Origin of the sequence: Ectopseudomonas composti, from assembly GCF_001567565.1 — a bacterium.
In the GTDB taxonomy this organism is placed as follows: Bacteria; Pseudomonadota; Gammaproteobacteria; order Pseudomonadales; family Pseudomonadaceae; genus Aquipseudomonas; species Aquipseudomonas composti_A.
Genome location: NZ_LSSW01000022.1, coordinates 317,445 through 340,998 on the forward strand (window position 1 = coordinate 317,445; position 23,554 = coordinate 340,998).

A 23,554-nucleotide genomic window follows, 5' to 3' on the forward strand; every position below is an offset into this window, starting at 1 on the left:
AAGATCCGCGCTGGTTTTTAAGTGATTGCAATTGGCCAACGGCGATGTCGGCAGGCATCGCCTTTCGGTCGTGCGTCTTTTTACTCAGAGTGCCTCGATGCTGACTGGTAGTTACGATTTTGCCCTGGTCCTGCTTTCACTGTGCGTGGCGATCCTGGCGTCCTACACCGCCCTCGACCTGTCGGGGCGTATCGCCAGCGCCAGCGGCCGAGTGCGTGCACTGTGGATAGGCGGCGGTGCGCTGGCCATGGGCTTTGGCATCTGGTCCATGCATTTCGTTGGCATGCTCGCTTTCAGCCTGCCGATTGAGCTTGGCTACGACCTCACCATCACGCTGCTCTCATTGGCCATTGCCATGCTCGCCTCGGGCTTCGCGCTGTGGCTGGTCAGCCAGCCCGAACTGCCTGCCTGGCATCTTGGTCTGGGGGCTCTGGCCATGGGCGCCGGAATCGGTGCCATGCACTACATCGGCATGGCCGCGATGCGCATGCAGCCGGGTATCGTCTATGACCCGCTGCTTTTCGCGCTATCGCTGCTGATCGCCGTGGCGGCTTCCGGGGCGGCGCTGCTCATCGCCTTCCGCCTGCGTCGTCATACGCCCCATGTGCGCCTGTTGCGTGGCGGGGCGGCGGTGATCATGGGCTTTGCCATCGTTGGAATGCACTACACCGGCATGGCGGCCGCGAATTTCCCCGAAGGCAGTTTCTGTGGTGCGGCCTTCAGCGGCCTGAACAGCAGTTGGCTGGCAAGCCTGGTGATCGTCACCACTCTTGCGGTGCTGGCCATCGCCTTGCTGACCTCGATTCTCGATGCGCGTCTGGAGGCGCGCACGGAGCTGTTGAGCAGTTCGCTGGCCAAGGCCAATGCCGAACTGACTCAGTTGGCCCTGCATGATGGTCTGACCAAGCTGCCCAATCGTCTGCTGCTGGAAGACCGCGTCAGCCAGAACATCCTCAAGGTGCAGCGCAGCGGAGGGCATTTCGCTCTGCTGTTCATGGATCTGGACGGCTTCAAACCGGTCAACGATGCGTTCGGTCATCATGTTGGCGATCAGTTGCTGGTCGCGGTAGCGCAGCGCCTGCGTGTCCATCTGCGCGCCAACGACAGTCTGGCGCGCATTGGCGGCGATGAGTTCGTGCTGCTGGCCGAGTTGCGCCATCCGGATGATGCGGCTCATGTGGCCAGCCATGTGGTGGGGCTGCTTGGCCAGGCGTTCAACATCGACGGCCACGAACTGCGAGTCTCCACCAGCGTGGGCATCGCGCTGTATCCGGGGGATGGCATCGACCAGCAGGAGTTGCTGATCAACGCCGACGCGGCGATGTACCACGCCAAGAGCCTGGGCAAGAATGGTTACAGCTTCTTCGAGAGCTCGATGAACACCAATGCACGACAGCAACTGCAGTTGCTGCAGGACCTGCGTGTAGCCCTGGAACATGGCGAGCTGCGCCTGTACTACCAGCCAAAGTTCGCCAGTGACTCTGGTCAAATGCTCGGCGCCGAGGCCTTGTTACGTTGGCAGCACCCACAGCAGGGGTTGTTGGCGCCGGTCAGCTTCATCGGGCTGGCTGAGAAGACCGGGCTGATCATTCCCATCGGTGAATGGGTGCTGGATGAGGCCTGTCGGCAAATGCGTCTGTGGTATGAGCAGGGGCACCGGGACTGGCGCGTGGCAGTGAATCTCTCGGCTTTACAGTTCTGCCACGGAGAGTTGGTCGAAACGGTTGGCAAGACCCTGGACAGGCATGCACTGCCGGCCAATTGTCTGACCCTGGAAATCACCGAAAGCACTGCCATGCATGACGTCAGCAGCAGCCAGGAGATTCTCGAGCAGCTTGCCGAAATGGGGGTGGACATCGCCATCGACGATTTTGGTACCGGCTACTCCAGCCTGCTCTATCTCAAGCGCCTGCCGGCCAATGAATTGAAGATCGATCGCGGTTTCGTGCGTGATCTGGAGCATGACGGCGACGACATGGCCATCGTCTCCGCCATCGTTGCCCTGGGCCAGGCGCTGGACCTGCGCATCGTCGCCGAGGGTGTGGAGACGCCCGAGCAGCAGGCGTTCCTTACCAAACTGGGTTGTGACTCCCTGCAGGGTTACTTGCTCGGGCATCCGCTACCGCCCGAGCAAATTCCCAGCTGACCGGGCTTGGCGGAATCCCGCCATCATTTGCGTTGCTTGCGATTGACCGTCTGCGCCGCCTTGATCACGTCGCTGCCGATCGCTGATTCGAACTGCTGCCACACCGGGCGCATGGCGTTGCGCCAGGCTTCGCGCTCTTCACTGCTGAGGGTGATCAGCTGGCTGCGACCCGAATCGATGATGCGCTGGCGGTCGGCCTGGTTGGCGGCTTCAGCCTGTTTGTTCACCGCATAGGTGACCTCATCGATGATGGCTTCGAGCTCCACGCGGACCTGATGCGGGATGCGGTACCAGAAGCGCGAGTTGCTCACCAGCATGTAGTCCAGCACGCCGTGGTTGGTTTCGCTGATGAAGGGCTGCACTTCATGCAGTTTCTGGCTGTAGATGTTCGACCAGGGGTTCTCGGCCCCTTGTACCTGGCCGCTCTGCAGCGCCTTGAACACCTCGGAGAAGGGCAGCTTCTGCGTGCTCGCGCCAACCTGGCGGAATTGCGCCTCCAGTACCGCCGAGGGTTGAATGCGGAAGCTCAGGCCGTTGGCATCGCCAGGGGTGTGCAGTGCGCGCGTCGCCGAGAGCTGCTTCATGCCGTTGTGCCAATAGGCCAGGCCGACGATGTTGTGGTCTTCCATCGAGCGCAGCAGTTGACGGCCCTTGGAGCGCTTCTGGAAACGGTTGACCGCTTCGATGTCATCGAACAGGAAGGGCAGGTCGAACACCTGCAACTGCTTGGTGTACTGCTCGAACTTGGCCAGCGATGGCGCCAGCAGCTGCACGTCATCGTTACGCAGGGCCTCCAGCTCGTTGGCATCGCCGTAGAGGCTGGAGTTCGGGTAGACCTCGACCTTGACCTTGCCGGCCAGGCGTTCTTCGACCAGTTTTTTGAACAGCAGTGCGCCCTGGCCCTTGGGCGTGTGGTCGGCGACAACGTGGGAGAACTTGATCAGGATAGGTTCATCGGCCAGTGCCGTAGTGGCACCAAAGGAGGCTAACGCCAAGGCGCAGGCGGCCAGGGCGCGGACTGGATTGAACATACTGCTTCCTTTTCTTCTTGTCGGTTGCGACGCCTTCGGGCGTCATCATTTGGTCGCTCCACTGTTCTGCTGGGGGGAGGTTGGCAGCGCCCCAGACAGTTCAGAGCTGTTACTTATAGGGCAAGGGTTATGCCAGTGTGGCGAATTTCCGCCAGCCTGCCTGGGTTGGTAGAAACCCTGTGATCTGGCGCACAGGGTATGGCGGATAGCCGCCATGTGATGGCATTTTGTTCGGCGGAAAATTGCCGGTTGATAGGCCGTGTGCGCGGCCTGCTATCCTCTGCCGGTCGAGTGAAGCTTAGGCGTTTTTCAATGAGTTGGTCCGCGCAGCAATATTCCCTGTTCGAACGTCAGCGCACACGCCCGGTACATGACCTGCTGGCGGCGGTACCGCGTGATGGTGTCGAGTTGGCCGTTGACCTGGGTTGTGGCCCTGGTAACTCCACTGCCGTGTTGCAGGCGCATGCACCTGAAGCGCAACTGATCGGTATCGACAGCAGTGAAGACATGTTGCGTACGGCGCGCGAACGGCTGCCGCAGGCGACCTTTCAGTTGGCGGATATCCAGCACTGGCAGGCCGAAAACGCGCCGCAACTGATCCTGGCCAACGCGTCGTTGCAATGGCTGCCGGATCATCCCCAGCTGTACCCCAGATTGCTCGCGCAGCTGGCACCTGGAGGCTGGTTGGCGATCCAGACGCCGGACAATCTGCAGGAGCCGGCGCACCGCCTGGCCCGTGAAGTGGCGGCCGCCGGACCGTGGGCAGGGCAAATCGGCGAGGTGCGCCACCCTGAGCGGCACAGTGCGCAGGCCTACTACGACATCCTCGGTGCCCACGCCAGTGAGCTGGATATCTGGCGCACCACCTACTTCCATGTGCTGGATAATGCGGCGGCGGTGGTGGAGTGGTTCAAGTCCACGGCGTTGCTGCCGTTTTTGCAGCCGCTGGATGCCGGGCAACAGGCCGCATTTCTGCAACGCTATCAGGCGGCGATCACTGAGGCCTATCCGGCGCAGGCCGATGGTCGGGTGTTGTTGCCGTTTCCGCGGCTGTTTCTGGTGGCCCGGCGTTAGCGCAACACGCTGTTGCGGCCAAAGCCCCTCCCACGGGGTTGGAGTGACTGGTGGGAGAGGCTTTAGCCGCGATCCTTAAAAGAAAGCCCCCGCATCTGCGGGGGCTTTTCCTTTGCGAGGCTGCGCTTAGCGTGCCAGGGCGACCAGTCCGGCCTGCTGCACCAGCTCCAGCAGCGGCTGCGGATACACGCCAAGGAAGAAGGCGAGCAGGGCGACCACCAGCAGCATGATGCCGCCAGCGCGCTGACCCCAGTCGAAGGGGGCATCATGGCGATGCAGGTTGGGCTCGCGCATGAACAGCGTGACCATCACCCGCAGGTAATAGAACACGCCGATAGCGCTGCCCAGCACCATGGCGCCGAGCAGCCACCACAGTTGCGCCTCGACACCGGCGGCGATCACGTAGAACTTGCCGATAAAGCCAGCGGTCAGCGGGATGCCGGCCAGCGACAGCATCATCACCGTGAGTACGGCGGTCAGGTACGGGCGGCGCCAGAACAGGCCGCGGTATTCGTACAAGGCATCGGCATCACGGCCGCTGTAGGGCGTGGACATCAGGGTGATCACGCCGAACGCACCCAGGCTGGTCAGCACGTAGGTGGCCAGGTACACGCCCACGGCTTCCACGGCCAGGCCCTTGCTGGCGATCAGCGCCACCAGCAGGTAGCCGAAGTGGGCGATCGACGAGTAACCCAGCAGGCGCTTGAGGTTGTTCTGCAGCAGTGCCAGCAGGTTGCCGAACAGGATCGAGGCAATCGCGATCAGGGTCAGCAGCTCGTTCAGCCAGCCGCCGCTCATGGCTGGGGAAATCTGGTACAGGCGCAGCAGCACGGCGAACACCGCCACCTTGCTGGCGGTGGCCAGGAAGGCCGCCACCGGCGCCGGGGCGCCTTCGTAGACATCCGGCGTCCATAGATGGAAGGGCACCAGCGACAGCTTGAAGGCCAGGCCGATCAACATCATGCCGATGCCGATCTGCACCAGTTGGCTGCTCTCGCGCATCAGGCTGATACCGATATCGGCGAAGGCCAGGTTGCCAGACTCGGCATACAGCAGCGCCATGCCGAACAGCAGGAAGGCCGAGCCGGCCGCCGACAGCACCATGTACTTGATGCCGGCTTCCAGCGAGCGCTTGTTGAAGAAGGCGTAGGCGATCATGCCGTAGGTGGGCACCGACAGCAGCTCCAGGCCGATGAACAGGCTGGCCAGGTGCTGCGCGCTGACCAATACCAGACCGCCAGCGGCGGACAGCAGTACCAGCAGATACAGCTCCTCGCGGTTGCCCGGGTAACCCTTGCCCGAATCGCCACCCAGGTAGGCATGGATCAGCGTGATGCAGGCCAGGCTTGCCGCCAGCACCAGGGCCATGTAGTAGCAGGCGAACTTGTCGATCAGCAGCAGCGGGGTGACCTCGAGCGGGGCCACTTCCAGCGTTGGAATCAGCGACAGCAGCGCCAGGTTCAGGCCGACTACCGAGAGGATGAAGGTGACCGTGTGATTGCGCTTGGCGGCGATGGCCAGCATCACCACCACGGCGGTGAGGCTGGTCACCAGCAGCGGCAGCAGGGCGATCAGGTGTTGCAGAGTGAATTCGACAGCGTGATGTTCCATGAGTCTCTAATCCTTACCCTTACCGGCCCGAGGCGAGTTGATCGAGGGCGCCAGCCATCCACTGCTGCACGCCATGCATGCTGGCAGCGGAGGTATCGAGCACCGGTTGCGGGTAAACGCCAAGCAGAATCAGCAGCACGCCAAGGCCGAGCACCATGGCCAACTCGCGGGCTTTCAGACCAGGCAATGCCGCTTCCTGTTGCACCGGGCCGAAGTAGGCGCGATGGATCATCGCCAGGGCGTACACCGAGCCGAGCACCAGGCCACAGGCGGCCAGCACCACGACCCAGGGCGCGCTGGGGAAGCTGCCGAGCAGAATCAGGAACTCGCCGACGAAGTTGCCGGTGCCCGGCAGGCCCAGCGCCGCAGCGGCGAAGAACAGGCTGATGGCCGGCAGCCAGGGCATGCGCGCCCAGATCCCGCCCATCTGGCGCAGGTCACGGGTGTGCACGCGCTCGTAGAGCTGGCCGCAGAGGATGAACAGCGCGGCGGCAGACAGGCCGTGGGCGACCATCTGCACCACCGCGCCCTGCAGGGCGATCTGGCTGCCGGAGTAGATGGCGATCAGCACGAAGCCCATGTGCGACACGCTGGAGTAAGCCACCAGGCGCTTGATGTCGGCCTGCGCGAACGACAGCAACGCGCCGTAGACGATGGCGAACACGCCGAGCCACTGGGCGATGGGCGCGAACTCCGCCGAGGCATTGGGGAACAGCGGCAGGGCGAAGCGCAGCAGGCCGTAGGCGGCGGTTTTCAGCAGGATGCCGGCCAGGTCCACCGAGCCGGCAGTCGGCGCCTGGGCGTGGGCGTCCGGCAGCCAGGAGTGCACCGGCACCACCGGGAACTTCACCGCGAAGGCGACGAAGAAACCGAGCATCAGCAGGTATTCGGTACCCGGCGCCAGTTGGGTCTTCAGCAGGTCGGCGTAGTTGAAGCTGAGCACGCCAGTCTGGTTGAAGTGCACGAACACCAGGGCCAGGATCGACACCAGCATGATCAGGCCGCTGGCCTGGGTGAAGATGAAGAACTTGGTCGCGGCAGTGATGCGGGTACGGCCGTCGCTGCCGCTGTGGCCCCAGAGCGCGATGAGGAAGTACATCGGCACCAGCATCATTTCCCAGAAGAAGAAGAACAGGAACAAGTCGACGGCGAGGAATACGCCGACCACGCCACCGAGAATCCACATCAGGTTGAGGTGGAAGAAGCCGACGCGGTTCTGGATCTCGTTCCACGAGCACAGTACCGAGAGCACGCCGAGCAGACCGGTGAGCGTCACCATCAGTACCGACAGGCCGTCCATCGCCAGGTGGATGGTGATGCCCATCCGCGGGATCCAGTCGATGACGAACTCGTGGGCCCAGCGCGGGCCGTCGTCCGGGGCGGGCGCCAGGGTGAAATCACCACTGATCCACAGCCACAGACTCAGGCCGAACAGCAGAGCCATGGTGATCAAGGCGATCCAGCGTGGCAGAACATGGCCGAAGCGCTCGCCTTGCCAGCACAACAGGCCGCCGATGAAGGGGATCAGGATTAGCCAGGGCAGAATCATCAGGCTGTTTTCCTTAACTCAAAAATAGGATGGCGGCGAGCACCAGCACGGCGCCCCCGGCGATCGAAGCGGCGTACCAGCGCACCTGGCCGGTTTCGCTGCGCACCAGTGCGGCGTTGCCGCCGCGTACGAGCAGCGGGATCAGGCCGATGCTGCGGTCGATGGGGTCGCGACGTAGCAGGTGGCAGAGCAGCAGGTAAGGGCGCACGAACAGCTTGTCGTAGAGCCAGTCGAAGCCCCAGGCGGCGAACCACAGGGCGCTCAGCAGGCGGCCCGGCACGCTCTGCGCCACAGCGGAGGCGACGCGGCGCTGGCCGAGGAAGAGCAGAGCGGCGATGACGACACCGCTGACCGCGACCAGGCCCGACAGCAGTTCCAGGCTGTGCTTGGCCTCGCCACCGGCATGCCCGGCACTTTCCGGCAGCACGCCGGCCAGCGGCGGGGTGATCCAGGCGCCGATGAAAGTCGACAGCACGATCAGCACCAGCAGCGGCAGGTTGTGGGCGATGCCATGACCAGCGTGCGCCTCGGTCTTCTGCTCGCCGTGGAAGGCGATGAAGATCAGGCGGAAGGTGTAGATCGAGGTCAGGAAGGCGCCGGCCAGACCGGCATAGAGCAGCTCGCTATGACCGCTGGCGAAGGCTTCCCAGAGGATTTCGTCCTTGGAGTAGAAACCGGCGGTCAGCAGCGGCAGGGCGGCCAGCGCCGCACCCCCGACGATGAAGCTGGCGTAGGCCAGCGGCAGTTTCTTCCACAGGCCGCCCATCTTGAAGATGTTCTGCTCGTGGTGGCAGGCATTGATCACCGCGCCGGAAGCGAGGAACAGCAGGGCCTTGAAGAAGGCATGGGTCATCAGGTGGAAGATCGCCGCGTCCCAGGCACCAACGCCCAGGGCGAGGAACATGTAGCCGATCTGGCTCATGGTCGAGTAGGCGAGGATGCGCTTGATGTCGGTCTGTACCAGCGCGGCGAAGCCGGCCAGCACCAGGGTCACGCCGCCGACGATGCCGACCAGTTCGAGAATCTCCGGGGTCAGCAGGAACAGGCCATGGGTGCGAGCGATCAGGTACACGCCAGCGGTGACCATGGTAGCCGCGTGGATCAGCGCCGACACCGGCGTCGGGCCTGCCATGGCATCGGCCAGCCAGGTCTGCAGCGGCAACTGGGCGGACTTGCCCACCGCGCCGCCCAGCAGCATCAGCGTGGCGACCCACAGCCAGGCGTCGCCGGCCACGTATTGCTGCGGCGCCAACACCATCAGCTCCTGAATGTTCAGGGTGCCGAGGTTGATGAACAGGATGAACATGCCAATCATCAGGAACACGTCGCCGACGCGGGTGACGATGAACGCCTTGAGCGCCGCGTTACCGTTGGGCACGTGCTTGTAGTAGAAGCCGATCAGCAGGTACGAGCACAGGCCCACGCCTTCCCAGCCGAAGAACAGCACCAGCAGATTGTCGCCGAGTACCAGCAGCAACATGCTGAAGATGAACAGGTTGGTGTAGGCGAAGAAGCGCGAATAGCCTTCTTCACCGCGCATGTACCAGCTGGCGAACAGGTGGATCAGGAAACCCACGCCGGTGACCACGCCGAGCATGGTGGCCGACAGGCCATCCAGGTGCAGGGTGAAGCTCGGCGCCAGGCCTTCGACGCTCATCCACTGCCACAGGGTCAGGCTGTAGGCGCCGCCGGACGGCGTGCTGCCGAGGAACGCGGCAATGACCCAGGCAGCGCTGGCAGCCGCCAGGCCGATGGAGCCGACACCGATCACCGCACTGGTGTTTTCCGAGAAGCGTCCGCGCGAGAAGGCCAGCAGCAGCCAGCCGAGCAGCGGGAAGAATAGAGTCAGGGCTAGAAGGTTCATCCGCGCATCTCGCTGGCAGCGTCGATATCCAGAGTGTTGAAGCGGCGATACAGCTGCAGCAGGATCGCCAGGCCGATGCTGGCCTCGGCGGCTGCCAGGGTGATCACCAGAATGAACATCACCTGGCCGTCAGCCGCGCCCCAGCGGGCACCGGCCACGACGAAGGCCAGCGCAGCCGCGTTCATCATCACTTCCAGGCTCATCAGGATGAACAGGATGTTGCGCCGCACCATCAGGCCGACCAGGCCGATGCAGAACAGTACGCCGGCCAGGGCCAGGCCATGTTCGAGTGGGATGCCGATCATGCGGTTGGCTCCTTGGCGTCGTGGCGGCCCAAGTGGTAGGCAGCGACCAGTGCGGCGAGCAGCAGCATGGAGGCCAGCTCCACGGCCAGCAGGTAGGGGCCGAACAGGCTGATGCCGACGGCCTTGGCTTCGACCGTGGTGTGGCCGATGTGGGCGTCGCTGACGTGGTTGAGCAGTACGTAGAGCAACTGCCCGAGCAGCAGGGCGCTGAGAATCGCCGGGCCGACCCAGATGCCAGGCGTCAGCCACTTGCGCTCCTGCTCGGCGGCAGCCGGGCCGAGGTTGAGCATCATCACCACGAAGACGAACAGCACCATGATGGCGCCGGCGTAGACGATGATTTCCAGCGCGCCAGCGAAGGGCGCGCCGAGGGCGAAGAACACCATCGACACCGCCAGCAGCGAGACGATGAGGTAGAGCAAGGCATGCACCGGGTTGGTGTTGGTGACCACCCCCACCGTCGCTGCCACCGCCACACCGGCGGCGAAGTAGAACGCGAATTCCATCAGAAGCTCCTCATTGCACCTCTCTCCCGCTTGAGGGAGAGAGGCTGGGGGAGAGGGTAAGAACGAGTCATGGCAACAGCCCCTTGACGTTGATCGGCTCGGCCTCGTTCTGCGCGGCGCCCTTGGGCTTGCCGGCGATGGCCATACCGGCAACGCGGTAGAAGTTGTAGTCCGGGTTTTTGCCGGGGCCGCTGATCAGCAGGTCTTCCTTCTCGTACACCAGATCCTGACGCTTGAACTCGCCCATCTCGAAATCCGGGGTGAGCTGGATCGCGGTGGTCGGGCAGGCTTCCTCGCACAGGCCGCAGAAGATGCAGCGCGAGAAGTTGATGCGGAAGAACTCCGGGTACCAGCGACCGTCATCGGTTTCGGCCTTCTGCAGCGAGATACAACCCACCGGGCAGGCTACGGCGCACAGGTTGCAGGCTACGCAGCGTTCCTCTCCGTCGGGATCGCGGGTGAGGACGATGCGGCCACGGTAGCGCGGCGGCAAATAGACCGCCTCTTCCGGGTATTGCAGGGTGTCGCGCTTGCGAAAGCCATGACTGAACACCATGGCCAGGCTGCGCAGTTGGGTGCCGGTACCAACCAGCACGTCCCATATGTATTTGAACATTCTGTGGTTCTCCTTACTGGGCCATGGCCAGCACGACGGCGCCGGTCACCAGCAGGTTGATCAAAGTCAGCGGCAGGCAGAACTTCCAGCTGAAGGCCATGACCTGGTCATAACGCGGGCGTGGGATCGACGCGCGCAGCAGGATGAAGATCATGATGAAGAAGGCCGTTTTCAGCGCGAACCAGAAGAACGGGATCTGCGGCAGGATGCCGAACGGGCCGTGCCAGCCGCCGAAGAACAGCGTTACCAGCAGCGCCGATACGGTGACGATGGCCACGTACTCGCCGACGAAGAACATGCCCCATTTCATCCCGGCGTATTCGATGTGGTAACCATCGGCCAGCTCCTGCTCGGCTTCCGGCTGGTCGAACGGGTGACGGTGAGTCACGGCGACGGCAGCGATGAAGAAGGTACAGAAGCCGAAGAACTGCGGAATGATGAACCACAGGTTCTGCGCCTGGTAATCGACGATGTCGCGCATGTTGAACGAGCCGACCTGCGCCACCACGCCCATCAGCGCCAGGGCCAGAAACACCTCGTAGGAGATGGTCTGGGCCGAGGCGCGCAGGCTGCCGAGCAGGGCAAACTTGTTGTTGCTCGACCAGCCGGCGAACAGCACCGCGTAGACCGACAGGCCCGCCATGGCGAAGAAGAACAGGATGCCGATGTTCAGATCCGCCACGCCCCAGGTCGGGGTGATGGGGATGATGGCGAAGGCCATCAGCATCGCCGCGAAGGCGATCATCGGCGCCAGGATGAAGATGAACTTGTCGGCGAACGGTGGCGTCCAGTCCTCCTTGAAGAACATCTTGATCATGTCGGCGGCGATCTGGAACATGCCGAACGGCCCCACACGGTTGGGGCCGTAGCGGTCCTGCCACCAACCGAGCAGACGGCGCTCGATGAAGCTCAGCAGCGCGCCGCAGACCACCACCACCAGCAGGATGACGATGGCCTTGAGTACCGCGACGACGATCTCGATCAGTTCGGGCGTCAACCAACTCATTGCGCGGCCTCCTGCAGCAGGGTCACGCTGGCACCGGCGAGCGTCGCGGCAATGCCCGGCAAGCCAAGCGGCAGGCCGACCAGACCGACGGCCAGATCATCGCGTACCTGCAGCGGCAGGCGCAGCGCCTGGCCGTTGACGCGCAGGGCCAGCAGCGCGCCGTCGTTCACCCCCAGGCGTGCCGCCTCTTCGCGGGCCAGGGCCACGTAGGGCTCGGGCATGCGTTCCTGAATCGGTTTGGCGCGTGCGGAGTTTTCCTCGCTGCCGAACAGGTGGTGCAGCGGAGCCACTTGCCAGGTGCCGACTGCCGGGTTGAACGCGGCGTTGACGGCGAACCAGGGCAGGGCGTTGCCAGCGGCTTCGAGCAGGCGCACGCCAGGGTCGCCAGCACGCAGATGACCACCGACCTCGTCTTGGAACTTGTTCCAGGCCTGTGGCGAGTTCCAGCCCGGCGACCAGGCGAACGGAATCTGCTGACGGTCTTCCTTGCTGCCGGCGTAGCCTTCCATGGAGAAGGCGAAGGCGCTGTCCTGATCCTGTGGCTGACGCGGTTCGTGCACGCTGATGTTGGCGCGCATGGCGGTGCGGCCGCTGTAGCGGTGCGGCTCGCGCGCCAGCTTGAGGCCCTTGATGCGGAACGCGGCGCTCGGCGCGGCGTCCTTGATGCCGGCCAGCAGCGGATTGCTGGCGGCGCAGGCTGCGGTGACTTGGTCCAGTTGCGTCCAGTCCAGGGCCTTGCCTTGCAGGGTGCTGTGCAGCGCGTGCAGCCAACGCCAGCCTTCGCGGATCAGAATGCCGGCGTCGTAGTAGCTCGGCTCATAGACCTGGAAGAAGCGCTGGGCGCGACCTTCCAGGCTGACCAGGGTGCCGTCGCCTTCGGCGAAGCTCGCCACCGGCAGCAGCAGATGAGCGCGTTCGCTGGTGGCGGTGCGCTGGTGATCGGCGACGATCACCACCTGCGCGGCGCTGAGCGCGGCATCGACCTTGGCCGCATCGGCGCGGCGGTACAGGTCGTTCTCCAGCACGATCACGGCGTCGGCCTGGCCGCCACTCAGGGCATCGAGTGCGGCATCGACGGAGTCGCCGCCCTGCTCTTTATCCAGAAGAAGTGCCAGGCCCAGGCTATTGGCCTCGGGCACCACCAGGCTCAGCGAGCCATTCTTCTCACGGTTCTTCAGTGCGCTGGCGATATTGGCGGCAGCTTCGATCAGGGCCTTGTCGCCCAGCGAAGCACCAGAGACGATCAGCGGGCGTTGGGCTGCCAGCAGGGCGTCGGCGATGCGCTGTACCAGCGCTTGCGCCTCGGCTTCCAGACCGTCGACGGCCGGGGCGCTCGGATCGATGGCGTGAGCCACGGCGAAACCGATGCGAGCCAGGTCGGCCGGCGCGGCGTGTACGCTTTCGGCGGCTACATCGTCCAGGCGGGTTTCCGTTACGCTGGCGATAAACAGCGGGTGTAGGGCGTGCTGGGCGACGTTCTGCACCGCCGCCATATGCCAGTCCTGAATGCGTGCACCGGCAGCGATCTCGGTGGCCTTGCCCTTGACCGCCTGGCGCAGGGCCAGGGCCATACGCGCGGCGGTCTGGGTCAGGTCTTCGCCGAGAACGAAGATGGCGTCGTGCAATTCGACATCGCGCAGGGTCGGCGTCGGCAGCGGGCCGTTTTGCAGGATGTCGCGAATCAGGCGGATATTGGCCAGTTCGCCAGCGGCGATACCGCTGTAGTAGTTGTCAGCACCCACCAGCTCGCGCAGGGCGAAGTTGGATTCCAGGCTGGCGCGCGGCGAGCCAATGCCGATCACGCGTTTGCCCTTGAGCAGCTCGGCGGCCTTGTCCAGCGCGGCGTCGATGCCGATGACCTGGCCAGCCAGCAACGGCTGACGTGGGCGATCCGCATTGTTGACGTAGCCATAGCCGAAGCGGCCACGGTCACAGAGGAAGTACTGGTTGACCGAGCCGTTGAAGCGGTTCTCGATGCGGCGCAGCTCGCCGTAGCGCTCACCGGGGCTGATGTTGCAGCCGCTGGAGCAGCCGTGGCAGATGCTCGGGGCGAACTGCATGTCCCACTTGCGGTTGTAGCGTTCGGAGTGGGTCTTGTCGGTGAACACACCGGTCGGGCAGACCTCGACCAGGTTGCCGGAGAACTCGCTTTCCAGCGTGCCGTCCTCGACGCGACCGAAGTACACGTTGTCGTGCGCGCCGTAGACGCCCAGGTCGGTGCCGCCGGCGTAGTCCTTGTAGTAGCGCACGCAACGGTAGCAGGCGATGCAGCGGTTCATCTCGTGGGCGATGAAGGGGCCGAGTTCCTGGTTCTGGTGGGTACGCTTGGTGAAGCGATAACGACGGGCGTTGTGCCCGGTCATCACCGTCATGTCCTGCAGGTGGCAGTGACCGCCTTCCTCGCACACGGGGCAGTCGTGCGGGTGGTTGGTCATCAGCCATTCGACGACGCTGGCGCGAAACGCCTTGGACTCCTCGTCGTCGATGCTGATCCAGGTGTTGTCAGTGGCTGGCGTCATGCAGGACATGACGATACGACCACGGGTGTCGTTCTCGTCGCTGTACTGCTTGACCGCGCACTGGCGGCATGCGCCGACGCTGCCAAGCGCCGGGTGCCAGCAGAAGTAGGGGATATCGAGTCCGAGGGACAGGCAGGCCTGCAGGAGGTTGTCTGCTCCATCGACTTCGAAATCTTTGCCGTCTACGTGGATAGTGGCCATTTCTTTAAGTCTTCGTTTACCCGCTGGTTAAGGCGGCTGGCTAAGGGAATTCGTCTGTTCAGCTCGCAGTCGCTGGCGTGCGGGGCGTAGTCGCCACCTGGGCTACACCAGCCTCGAACTCTTCACGGAAATACTTGATGGCACTGCCCAACGGCTCCACGGCACCCGGCGCATGCGCACAGAAGGTCTTGCCCGGGCCGAGGAAATTGACCAAGCCAAGCAGGGTCTGGATGTCCTCGGCGCTGCCTTGCTTGCGCTCCAGGGCACGGAGAATCTTCACGCTCCACGGCAGGCCGTCGCGGCACGGCGTGCACCAGCCGCAGGACTCGCGAGCGAAGAACTCTTCCATGTTGCGCAGCAGGGAGACCATGTTGATCGAGTCGTCCACCGCCAGCGCCAGGCCGGTGCCCATGCGCGTGCCGACCTTGGCGATGCCGCCGGCGTACATCTGCGCCTCGAGGTGTTCGGGCAGCAGGAAGCCGGTACCGGCGCCGCCAGGCTGCCAGCACTTGAGCTTGAAGCCATCACGCATGCCACCGGCATAGTCCTCGAACAGCTCGCGGGCGGTGATGCCGAACGGCAGTTCCCACAAGCCGGGGTTCTTCACCTTGCCGGAGAAGCCCATCAGCTTGGTGCCGTGATCTTCGCTGCCGGGGAGGGCGAGGCTCTTGTACCAGTCCACGCCCTGGCCAATGATGGCCGGCACGTTGCACAGGGTCTCGACGTTGTTGACGCAGGTGGGCTTGCCCCACACGCCGACGGCAGCGGGGAAGGGCGGCTTGGCGCGCGGATTGGCGCGGCGGCCTTCCAGCGAGTTGATCAGCGCGGTTTCTTCGCCGCAGATATAGCGGCCGGCACCGGTGTGCACGAACAGCTCGAAATCGAAGCCGCTGCCAAAGATGTTCTTGCCCAGCAGGCCGGCGGCCTTGGCTTCCTCGATGGCGCGGTTGAGGTTGGCGGCCGCATCGACGTACTCGCCACGCAGGAAGATGTAGCCGCGATAGGCCTTGAGCGCGCGTGCCGAGATCAGCATGCCTTCCACCAGCAGGTGTGGCAGCTGCTCCATGAGCATGCGGTCTTTCCAGGTGTTGGGCTCCATTTCGTCCGCATTGCACAGCAGGTAGCGGATGTTCATGGATTCGTCGGCCGGCATCAGGCCCCACTTCACGCCCGTGGGGAAGCCAGCGCCGCCACGGCCCTTGAGGCCGGATTCCTTGACGGTCTGCACGATCTCGGCCTGGGCCATCTCGGTCAGTGCCTTGCGTGCGGCCGCGTAGCCGTTCTTCTGCTGGTACTCCTCCAGCCATACCGGCTGGGCGTCGTCACGCAGGCGCCAGGTCAGCGGGTGGGTTTCTTCACTGCGGGCAATGCGGTTGGCTGGGCCGATGGAGGTCAGGGTTTTCATTTGTAGTCCTCCAGCAGCTTGGCGACGCCGCCTGGTTGAACGTCGCCGAAGGTGTCGTCGTCGATCATCAGCGCCGGGGCCTTGTCGCAGTTGCCCAGGCAGCACACGGGCAACAGGGTGAAGCGCTCATCGCTGGTGGTCTGGCCGAGGCCGATACCAAGCTGCTTGTGCATTTCACTGAGCACCGACTCATGGCCGCCGATGTAGCAGGTCATGCTGTCGCATACGCGAATCACGTGACGGCCCACCGGCTGGCGGAAGATCTGGCTATAGAAGGTAGCCACACCCTCGACGTCGCTGGCCGGGATGCCAAGGATCGCGCCAATGGCGTCAGCGGCGCCGTCCGGCACCCAGCCACGCTCTTTCTGCACGATCTTCAGCGCTTCGATGCTGGCCGCGCGCGGGTCTTCGTAGTGGTGCATCTCGTGCTCGATGGCCGAGCGCTCGGTTTCGCTGAGGGTGAAACGGTCGGTCTGAATTAGCGTCTTCATGATCAGCGGTCCACGTCGGCCATGACGAAGTCGATACTGCCCAGATAGGCGATCAGGTCCGCCACCATGCTGCCGCGGATCACCGAGGGGATCTGCTGCAAGTGGGGGAAGCTGGGGGTGCGAATCCGGGTGCGGTAGCTCATGGTGCTGCCGTCGCTCGTCAGGTAATAGCTGTTGATGCCCTTGGTCGCCTCGATCATCTGGAAGGCTTCGTTGGCCGGCATGACCGGGCCCCAGGAAACCTGCAGGAAGTGGGTGATCAGGGTTTCGATGTGCTGCAGCGTGCGCTCTTTCGGCGGCGGCGTGGTCAGCGGGTGATCGGCCTTGTACGGGCCTTCCGGCATGTTCTTCAGGCATTGGTCGATGATGCGGATGCTCTGGCGCATCTCCTCGACGCGCACTATGCAGCGGTCATAGGCATCGCCGTTAGCCGCCAGCGGCACCTCGAAGTCGAAGTGCTCGTAGCCAGAGTAGGGACGAGCCTTGCGCAGGTCGAAGTCGCAGCCAGTGGCGCGCAGGCCGGCACCGGTGGTGCCCCATTCCAGCGCTTCCTTGGTGTTGTACTGCGCAACACCGATGGTGCGGGCCTTGAGGATGCTGTTCTTCAACGCCGCTTTCTCGTATTCGTCGAGGCGTTTGGGCAGCCAGTCGACGAACTCCTTGACCAGCTTGTCCCAGCCACGTGGCAGGTCGTGGGCGACGCCACCGATGCGATACCAGGCCGGGTGCAGGCGGAAGCCGGTGATGGCCTCGATCACCTTGTAGGCACGCTGGCGGTCGGTGAAGGTGAAGAACACCGGCGTCATGGCGCCAACATCCTGGATGTAGGTGCCGAGGAACAGCAGGTGGCTGGTGATACGGAAGAACTCGGCCATCATCACGCGGATGAAGTCGACGCGGGCCGGCACCTTGATGCCGGCGAGCTTCTCTACCGAAAGCACGTAGGGCAGGTTGTTCATCACCCCGCCGAGGTAGTCGATGCGGTCGGTGTAGGGGATGAAGCTGTGCCAGCTCTGGCGTTCGGCCATCTTCTCGGCACCACGGTGGTGGTAGCCGATCTCCGGCACGCAATCGACGATCTCTTCACCGTCGAGCTGCAGGATGATGCGGAAGGCGCCGTGAGCGGAGGGGTGGTTGGGGCCGAGGTTGAGGAACATGTAGTCCTCGTGCTCGCCGCCGCGCTTCATGCCCCAGTCTTCGGGGCGGAAGCGCGCAGCTTCCTCTTCCAGTTGCTGCTTGGCCAGGGTCAGGCTGAACGGATCGAATTCGGTGGCGCGCGCCGGGTAGTCCTTGCGCAGCGGGTGACCTTCCCAGGTCGGCGGCATCATGATGCGGCTCAGGTGCGGGTGGCCGGTGAAGGTGATGCCATACAGATCCCAGACTTCGCGCTCGTACCAGTTGGCGTTGGGCCAGATGCCGGTGGCGGTGGGCAGGTTGAGGTCGCGCTCGGATAAGGCGACCTTGATCATTACGTCACTATTACGCTCCAGCGACATCAGGTGATAGAACACCGTGAAATCGGCATCCGGTAAGCCACGACGCTGGGTACGCAGGCGTTCGTCGACGCCGTGCAGATCGTAAAGCATCACGTAGGGGCGCGGCAGGTTGCGCAGGCAGGTGAGCACTTCGATCAGGCGCTCACGGGCGACCCAGAGTACCGGCATGCCGGTACGGGTGGCTTGCAGGGTGAAACTGTCGTCGCCAAAGCGGGCGTGCAGTTCGGCGACGACGTCCTGGTCGTCAGCCTTGTAAGGCGGTATGGACACAACGGTGTCTTGAGTCATGGTCTCGGTCGCTGTCGATCAACGTAGAAAGTAGGCGTGATGCTTGCGCAGGCAAGCATCGGCTCAGACTTCGTCGGGGCTACGCAGGTTGGTAACGGCGATTCGCTGCTCGCGGCGCTGTTCCTTCTGCGAAGGCATTTCGGCACGGTAGATGCCTTGGTCGCCTACGACCCAGGATAGCGGGCGGCGCTCCTGGCCGATGGATTCCTGCAGCAGCATCAAGCCTTGCAGGAACGCCTCGGGGCGGGGCGGGCAGCCGGGAATGTAGACGTCCACGGGGAGGAACTTGTCCACGCCCTGAACGACCGAGTAGATGTCGTACATGCCGCCGGAGTTGGCGCATGAACCCATGGAGATGACCCACTTGGGCTCCAGCATCTGCTCGTAGAGACGCTGGATGACCGGCGCCATCTTGATGAAGCAGGTGCCGGCGATGACCATGAAGTCAGCCTGGCGCGGTGATGCGCGAATGACTTCCGCACCGAAACGCGCGACGTCGTGCGGGGCGGTGAAGGCCGTGGTCATTTCCACATAGCAGCAGGACAGGCCGAAGTTGTACGGCCACAAGGAATTCTTGCGCCCCCAGTTGACCGCGCCGTTGAGCGCGTCCGAGAGCTTGCCCATGTAGATGTTCTTGTGAACCTGGTCCTCTAGCAGCGGGTCGGAAACGACCTCCCGCTGGCCGATCGGATACGCCTCGTTGGGCGCATCCGGGTCGACCCGAGTAAGTTTGTATTGCATCGCCAAAGCCTCATTGTTTTAGCTTCGCCTGCCGTTCACGACGTCCCTGGGGAGCCCAATCGAGCGCCCCGATACGCCAAAGATAGACAAGACCTGCCAACAGAATTGCTATGAAAACTGTAGCTTCGATCAGGCCCGCCCAGCCGCTTTCGCGCACCGAGACCGCCCAAGCGAAGAGATAGAGGGCTTCAACGTCGAAGATCACGAAGAGCATCGCGACCAGATAGAACTTGGCTGACAGGCGCAGGCGTGCGCTGCCGGTAGGGAGCATGCCGGATTCGAAGGGTTCGTTCTTGCTGCGCCCCCAGGCCTTGCTGCCGAGCAGGCTGGAAAGGCCGAGCATGAAGGCGATGAGCCCGCAGACACCTAGCAAAAACACAGCGAAGGCCCAGTTATGGGACATGGTCGTTACCGCATCAGGCATGCCGGTACTCCTTGAACTAAGGAACGGCTTTTAATTGATTTAGCTGCCAAGCACCACCAAGGGTGCTGACGCAAAGTGTGTATACAATACTATGTGCAGGGAATCTGTAAGTAAATTTTTCAAAGAAAAATTATTCTTGCAGTCTGATCATTTCTGTCGAGCTTGTTATTGACTTCTTTCGATGATGCCGATCTTGAACCAGGCATCTGGCACGCGCCTTCAGGACTATAGCCTAGTGCGAACGCCGTGCAATTCGCACACCTATTCAACTGACTAATTTGCCTCATTTCGGCAGGTGATTAGCCTCGGCAAGATGAGCATTTCGCTGCCACTTTGGTGTTAAGGCGAAAGCAGTATGCCGATGTGCGCAAGTTACCTCCGCGCATGAGGTGTCAGCCTGCTGTTGCTGGTATTTCGTAGCATTTGGCACTTCACTCGGTTCTTGCGCCTGTGCGATGTGTTTATCGGTGTTTCGATCAGCTCTGCGTGGCACAGGCGAAATTCCAGGTGCGCCCATGAGAGGAGGTGCATGAGGTCGCCCAGAGGCGCAGCCGTGGCGTTCTTCAATGGCGAGGCTTTGTCTGGCCAGGAAAGTCGCAGGCAAAAAAAGCCCCGGCAAGCCGGGGCGGATTAGGCAAGCGTCTGCTGCGGGTGCGTGGCCCGCAGCAGGGAACCGTTCTTAGTGGAACTGGTTCATGGTGTTGTCTTTACCGCTGGCCTTCAGAGCAGCTTCGCCAGCGAAGTACTCCTTGTGGTTGTCACCGATGTCGGAGCCAGCCATGTTCTGGTGCTTGACGCAGGCGATACCCTGACGCAGCTCCTGACGCTGAACACCCTTCACGTAGGCCAGCATGCCCTGGTCGGCGAAGTAGCCTTTGGCCAGGTTGTCGGTGGACAGCGCGGCGGTGTGGTACGTCGGCAGGGTGATCAGGTGGTGGAAGATGCCGGCGTGGGCCGAACCGTCGCGCTGGAAGGTGCGGATCTTCTCGTCGGCAACCTGAGCCAGTTCGGTCTCGTCGTACTCGACGCTCATCAGCTTGGCGCGGTCGTAGGCGGAAACGTCCTTGCCTTCGGCGGCGAACGCATCGAACACCTGCTGACGGAAGTTCAGGGTCCAGTTGAAGGACGGGCTGTTGTTGTAGACCAGTTTGGCGTTCGGGATGACTTCGCGGATGCGGTCAACCATGGCCTTGATCTGGCCAACGTGCGGCTTCTCGGTTTCGATCCACAGCAGGTCGGCGCCGTTCTGCAGGCTGGTGATGCAGTCCAGTACGCAGCGGTCTTCACCAGTGCCCTTGCGGAACTGGAACAGGTTGGACGGCAGGCGCTTCGGACGCAGCAGCTTGCCACCGCGGTTGATCACGACGTCGCCGTTGCCCAGGTCGGCAGCGGACACTTCTTCGCAATCGAGGAAGCTGTTGTACAGGTCGCCCAGGTCGCCCGGCTCTTTGGTCACGGCGATCTGCTTGGTCAGGCCGGCGCCCAGGGAGTCGGTACGTGCGACGATCACGCCGTTGTCGATGCCCAGTTCGAGGAACGCGTAGCGAACTGCAGCGATCTTGGCGAGGAAGTCGGCATGGGGAACGGTCACTTTGCCGTCCTGGTGGCCGCACTGCTTCTCGTCGGAAACCTGGTTCTCGATCTGGATGCAGCAGGCGCCAGCTTCGATCATGCGCTTGGCCAGCAGGTAGGTGGCTTCCGGGTTACCGAAGCCAGCATCGATGTCGGCGATGATCGGGACGATGTGGGTCTCGAAGGTGTCGATCTGGTTCTGGATCTCGGCAGCCTTGGCGTGATCGCCAGCGTCACGAGCGGCGTCCAGCGCGGTGAACAGCAGGTCCAGTTCGCGGCTGTCGGCCTGACGCAGGAAGGTGTACAGCTCTTCGATCAGATCGGAGACGGCAGTCTTCTCATGCATCGACTGGTCCGGCAGCGGGCCGAAGTCGGAGCGCAGGGCCGCAACCATCCAGCCGGACAGGTAGAGGTAGCGCTTGTTGGTGGTCTTCAGGTGCTTCTTGATCGAGATCAGCTTCTGCTGACCGATGAAGCCGTGCCAGCAACCCAGCGACTGGGTGTAGACGGAGGAGTCGGCGTCGTACTCTTCCATGTCCTTGCGCATGATGTCGGCGGTGTACTGAGCGATTTCCAGACCGGTCTTGAAGCGGTTCTGAGCGCGCATACGGGCGACGGACTCGGGGTTGATAGCGCTCCAGCTGCTGCCGAACGTCTCTTTCAGAGCGGCTACAGCCTTGATGTCGTTTTGATATGCGGACATGGTCAATCCTTCAAAAAATGTGTTGGTTGAGCACCGACTACCCACGCAAGGCGTGCACGGATGCAGCGGCTGCGGGAGGCTTCCACTTTGACGGCAAGTAAACGGCTGGGGCGAGGATTGACCGCGAGGAGGGGGATGTGGCGAACAGTTCGACAACGTTGCATGGGCCGGTTGGCTCGTGGAAACCTTGGGCACCTGCTGTGTTGGAGCTGTCTGACGCTAAACGCTTCCCCGTCCCTCAGGACAACTTCGTTCCAGTCGCAACCTCGTCGTACGGCCTTGTGGGCTGTTGGGACACGGATCGCTACGAAGTACTTCGTCGGCGATCTGGAGATCCTTTTCAGGACCCCTGGCTAGCGGGAGCGAGGCCATCATGCCTCTGGGAAAAAGCTTCGTCAAACGTTTTGTAGTGGTTTTTTTAAACTACTACATATTCAGTCGCCGACCGGTCGGTCACGCTTTGCAGCCCGTGTGGCGGGCGTTTCAGGCGTTTCGCGGGTTTCGTGACTTGTCCATAGTGCTTGTGGGGAGAGCGGGGTTCGACTTTGGTCGGGGGGTTAGTCGAGCGCTTCGACCTTCAGGCGCAGCGACATGTCTTCGTGGCCCTGGGTGGTGTGCCGACGCAATACGTCGCGGCTGCTGGAGCTGGTCTCCTCGCTGACGCCGCCGAGGCTGATCCACTCACCGAGACGGCCGCTGACTCGTGTATCGGTGCTTTGCACGTCGATTACGCCGGGGCGATGGTCATTGATTCGATCACGCTGGCTGCTGATCGAGACATGCACCAGCTCGCCGGTGAGGCTGGCGGTCACGTAGAAGCCGCGGGTGACGTCGCGGTACTGGGTGTCCTGGTAGACCTGGCCATAAGGTCCGGTGCTGGTGGTGGTCAAGGGCACGCTCTGGCCGACCTGGATCAGCGCCGGATAGCCTTCGGTCGCCTGTACCTGCTGGGTGCCGCCGCCACGGCTGTCGGTGCTGCGGCGGATGATGCGCACCTGGTCGCGACCATTGACTTCACCACGGCCGACCTGAACCTCGGCATTGCCGGCGCTGATCGTACTGTCGACGCGGTAGCCGCGGTCGTTCTGGTAGTTGCTGTCGGCACTTTCCACGGTAATCAGCAGGCGGCGCGGACGGGTGTCGAGTTGCTGCAGCAAAACGCGCACTTCGCCGATCTTGGCCGGTGACGCATTGACGATCAGCTGGTTGCCATAGGCGCTGACCTTGCCCTCGTTGCCGATCATCGACTGCACCACGCCGAGCACGTCGTCGGCGGTGCGGTAGTTCAGCGGGATTACCTCGGTGGCCGCTTGCAGCGGCAGGCACAGGCTGAGAAGCAGGGCGGCGAACAGCGTGCGCAGGGTCATAGCAGGAAGCTCCGCAAGTCAGGGTCAGTGATGCTGGTGTCCCAGGCCTGGTCGAACTGGGCCTGGCGCTGGCGCACGCGCGCCGGGTCGTTGTACAGGGCGTAGCCGGATTGTTGGTCAAGCTCCGGGCGCAAGAACAACCCTCTGTCGTCTGCGATCAGGAAGGCCAGTTCGTCACTGGCGTAGTCCGGGTTGAGCTTGCGGATATGCAGGTTGGAGGACAGTCGGCGCGACAGGGCGAGCAGGCGATGGCCTTCCTTCACGGCACGGGTCGGGTCACGCAGCAGAATGCGCAGGCGCGCCCGTGGGCTGCTGAGCAGAAAACGGGTGCAGGCCTGCTGCACGCTGCCGTGATGATAGAGCCAGGGTTCCAGATCGTCGCTGTACAGGCACAGATTGCGCTGGGCCTGCTGCATCAGGGCCAGTGCATGAGCGCGCGCCTCCTGCGGCTTGCTGAAGCGCTCCAGGTGCTCATGCTGGCCGAGGATGAATGGAGCCGGCTCCCATTGCGCCGCATCCGTCGTGATGGGCTCGGGGTTATGCACGGCAAAACGCCCCGGCGACTCGAATTCGATGGCCGCCAGCTCAATGGGGTCTGGCGTATCGATCGGTTCGACCGGGGCGTCTTTGTCGTTCATC

19 protein-coding genes are annotated in these 23,554 nt (G+C 63.1%); 2 read left to right on the forward strand and 17 right to left on the reverse strand.

Going from position 1 to position 23,554, the window contains the following annotated elements; translation table 11 throughout:
- The first annotated feature begins 97 nt into the window (after positions 1–97).
- On the forward strand, positions 98–2,146 hold the full coding sequence (locus PCLY_RS10670) for a putative bifunctional diguanylate cyclase/phosphodiesterase (RefSeq protein ID WP_061239276.1): 2,049 nt from the start codon (positions 98–100) through the stop codon (positions 2,144–2,146).
- Positions 2,147–2,169: 23 nt separating this feature from the next.
- On the opposite strand, the gene PCLY_RS10675 is transcribed toward PCLY_RS10670, so the two are convergent.
- Positions 2,170–3,177, reverse strand: a complete 1,008-nt coding sequence (locus PCLY_RS10675; RefSeq protein WP_061239277.1) for a TRAP transporter substrate-binding protein — start codon at positions 3,175–3,177, stop codon at positions 2,170–2,172.
- Positions 3,178–3,489: 312 nt separating this feature from the next.
- Between PCLY_RS10675 and tam the strand changes: the two genes are divergently transcribed.
- Positions 3,490–4,251: a trans-aconitate 2-methyltransferase gene (gene tam / locus PCLY_RS10680; RefSeq protein WP_061239278.1), complete on the forward strand. Its 762-nt coding sequence runs from the start codon at positions 3,490–3,492 to the stop codon at positions 4,249–4,251.
- A gap of 126 nt (positions 4,252–4,377) precedes the next feature.
- On the opposite strand, the gene nuoN is transcribed toward tam, so the two are convergent.
- From nuoN to PCLY_RS10760, 16 genes are all read right to left on the reverse strand, one after another.
- Positions 4,378–5,862 (reverse strand): NADH-quinone oxidoreductase subunit NuoN, encoded by a 1,485-nt coding sequence (gene nuoN / locus PCLY_RS10685; protein WP_061239279.1) that lies wholly within the window; start codon positions 5,860–5,862, stop codon positions 4,378–4,380.
- Between the two features lie 19 nt (positions 5,863–5,881).
- Positions 5,882–7,411 (reverse strand): NADH-quinone oxidoreductase subunit M, encoded by a 1,530-nt coding sequence (gene nuoM, locus PCLY_RS10690; RefSeq protein WP_061239280.1) that lies wholly within the window; start codon positions 7,409–7,411, stop codon positions 5,882–5,884.
- Positions 7,412–7,424: 13 nt separating this feature from the next.
- Positions 7,425–9,275, reverse strand: coding sequence for an NADH-quinone oxidoreductase subunit L (gene nuoL, locus PCLY_RS10695; protein WP_061239281.1), 1,851 nt, complete (start codon positions 9,273–9,275; stop codon positions 7,425–7,427).
- On the reverse strand, positions 9,272–9,580 hold the full coding sequence (gene nuoK / locus PCLY_RS10700) for an NADH-quinone oxidoreductase subunit NuoK (RefSeq protein ID WP_061239282.1): 309 nt from the start codon (positions 9,578–9,580) through the stop codon (positions 9,272–9,274). The genes nuoL and nuoK overlap by 4 nt, the downstream gene beginning before the upstream one ends.
- Positions 9,577–10,086 (reverse strand): NADH-quinone oxidoreductase subunit J, encoded by a 510-nt coding sequence (gene nuoJ / locus PCLY_RS10705; RefSeq protein ID WP_017360843.1) that lies wholly within the window; start codon positions 10,084–10,086, stop codon positions 9,577–9,579. Before nuoJ ends, nuoK begins: the two co-directional genes overlap by 4 nt.
- A gap of 67 nt (positions 10,087–10,153) precedes the next feature.
- Positions 10,154–10,702 (reverse strand): NADH-quinone oxidoreductase subunit NuoI, encoded by a 549-nt coding sequence (gene nuoI / locus PCLY_RS10710; protein WP_061239283.1) that lies wholly within the window; start codon positions 10,700–10,702, stop codon positions 10,154–10,156.
- A gap of 13 nt (positions 10,703–10,715) precedes the next feature.
- Entirely contained in the window at positions 10,716–11,708 is a 993-nt protein-coding gene (gene nuoH / locus PCLY_RS10715) for an NADH-quinone oxidoreductase subunit NuoH (protein ID WP_061239284.1), read from the reverse strand.
- A complete protein-coding gene (gene nuoG, locus PCLY_RS10720) occupies positions 11,705–14,428 on the reverse strand; it encodes an NADH-quinone oxidoreductase subunit NuoG (protein ID WP_061239285.1) in 2,724 nt (907 codons plus the stop codon). Before nuoG ends, nuoH begins: the two co-directional genes overlap by 4 nt.
- Before the next feature lie 58 nt (positions 14,429–14,486).
- Positions 14,487–15,833: an NADH-quinone oxidoreductase subunit NuoF gene (gene nuoF / locus PCLY_RS10725; RefSeq protein ID WP_061239286.1), complete on the reverse strand. Its 1,347-nt coding sequence runs from the start codon at positions 15,831–15,833 to the stop codon at positions 14,487–14,489.
- Positions 15,830–16,324 carry an NADH-quinone oxidoreductase subunit NuoE gene (gene nuoE / locus PCLY_RS10730; protein ID WP_061239287.1) on the reverse strand — a complete coding sequence of 165 codons (495 nt, stop codon included), beginning with the start codon at positions 16,322–16,324 and terminating at the stop codon, positions 15,830–15,832. Before nuoE ends, nuoF begins: the two co-directional genes overlap by 4 nt.
- 2 nt (positions 16,325–16,326) lie before the next feature.
- The gene (nuoC, locus tag PCLY_RS10735; protein ID WP_061239288.1) at positions 16,327–18,108 is read right to left on the reverse strand and encodes an NADH-quinone oxidoreductase subunit C/D; all 1,782 of its coding nucleotides are present in this window, start codon (positions 18,106–18,108) and stop codon (positions 16,327–16,329) included.
- A 63-nt stretch (positions 18,109–18,171) separates the two neighbouring features.
- The gene (locus PCLY_RS10740; protein ID WP_036999426.1) at positions 18,172–18,849 is read right to left on the reverse strand and encodes a NuoB/complex I 20 kDa subunit family protein; all 678 of its coding nucleotides are present in this window, start codon (positions 18,847–18,849) and stop codon (positions 18,172–18,174) included.
- Between the two features lie 10 nt (positions 18,850–18,859).
- Positions 18,860–19,273, reverse strand: a complete 414-nt coding sequence (locus PCLY_RS10745) for an NADH-quinone oxidoreductase subunit A (RefSeq protein WP_061239289.1) — start codon at positions 19,271–19,273, stop codon at positions 18,860–18,862.
- Positions 19,274–19,952: 679 nt separating this feature from the next.
- Positions 19,953–21,548 carry an isocitrate lyase gene (locus PCLY_RS10750; protein ID WP_061239290.1) on the reverse strand — a complete coding sequence of 532 codons (1,596 nt, stop codon included), beginning with the start codon at positions 21,546–21,548 and terminating at the stop codon, positions 19,953–19,955.
- A 557-nt stretch (positions 21,549–22,105) separates the two neighbouring features.
- Positions 22,106–22,915: a secretin N-terminal domain-containing protein gene (locus tag PCLY_RS10755; protein ID WP_061239291.1), complete on the reverse strand. Its 810-nt coding sequence runs from the start codon at positions 22,913–22,915 to the stop codon at positions 22,106–22,108.
- Positions 22,912–23,553 (reverse strand): DUF7931 domain-containing protein, encoded by a 642-nt coding sequence (locus PCLY_RS10760; RefSeq protein WP_061239292.1) that lies wholly within the window; start codon positions 23,551–23,553, stop codon positions 22,912–22,914. Before PCLY_RS10760 ends, PCLY_RS10755 begins: the two co-directional genes overlap by 4 nt.
- Position 23,554 lies beyond the last annotated feature (1 nt).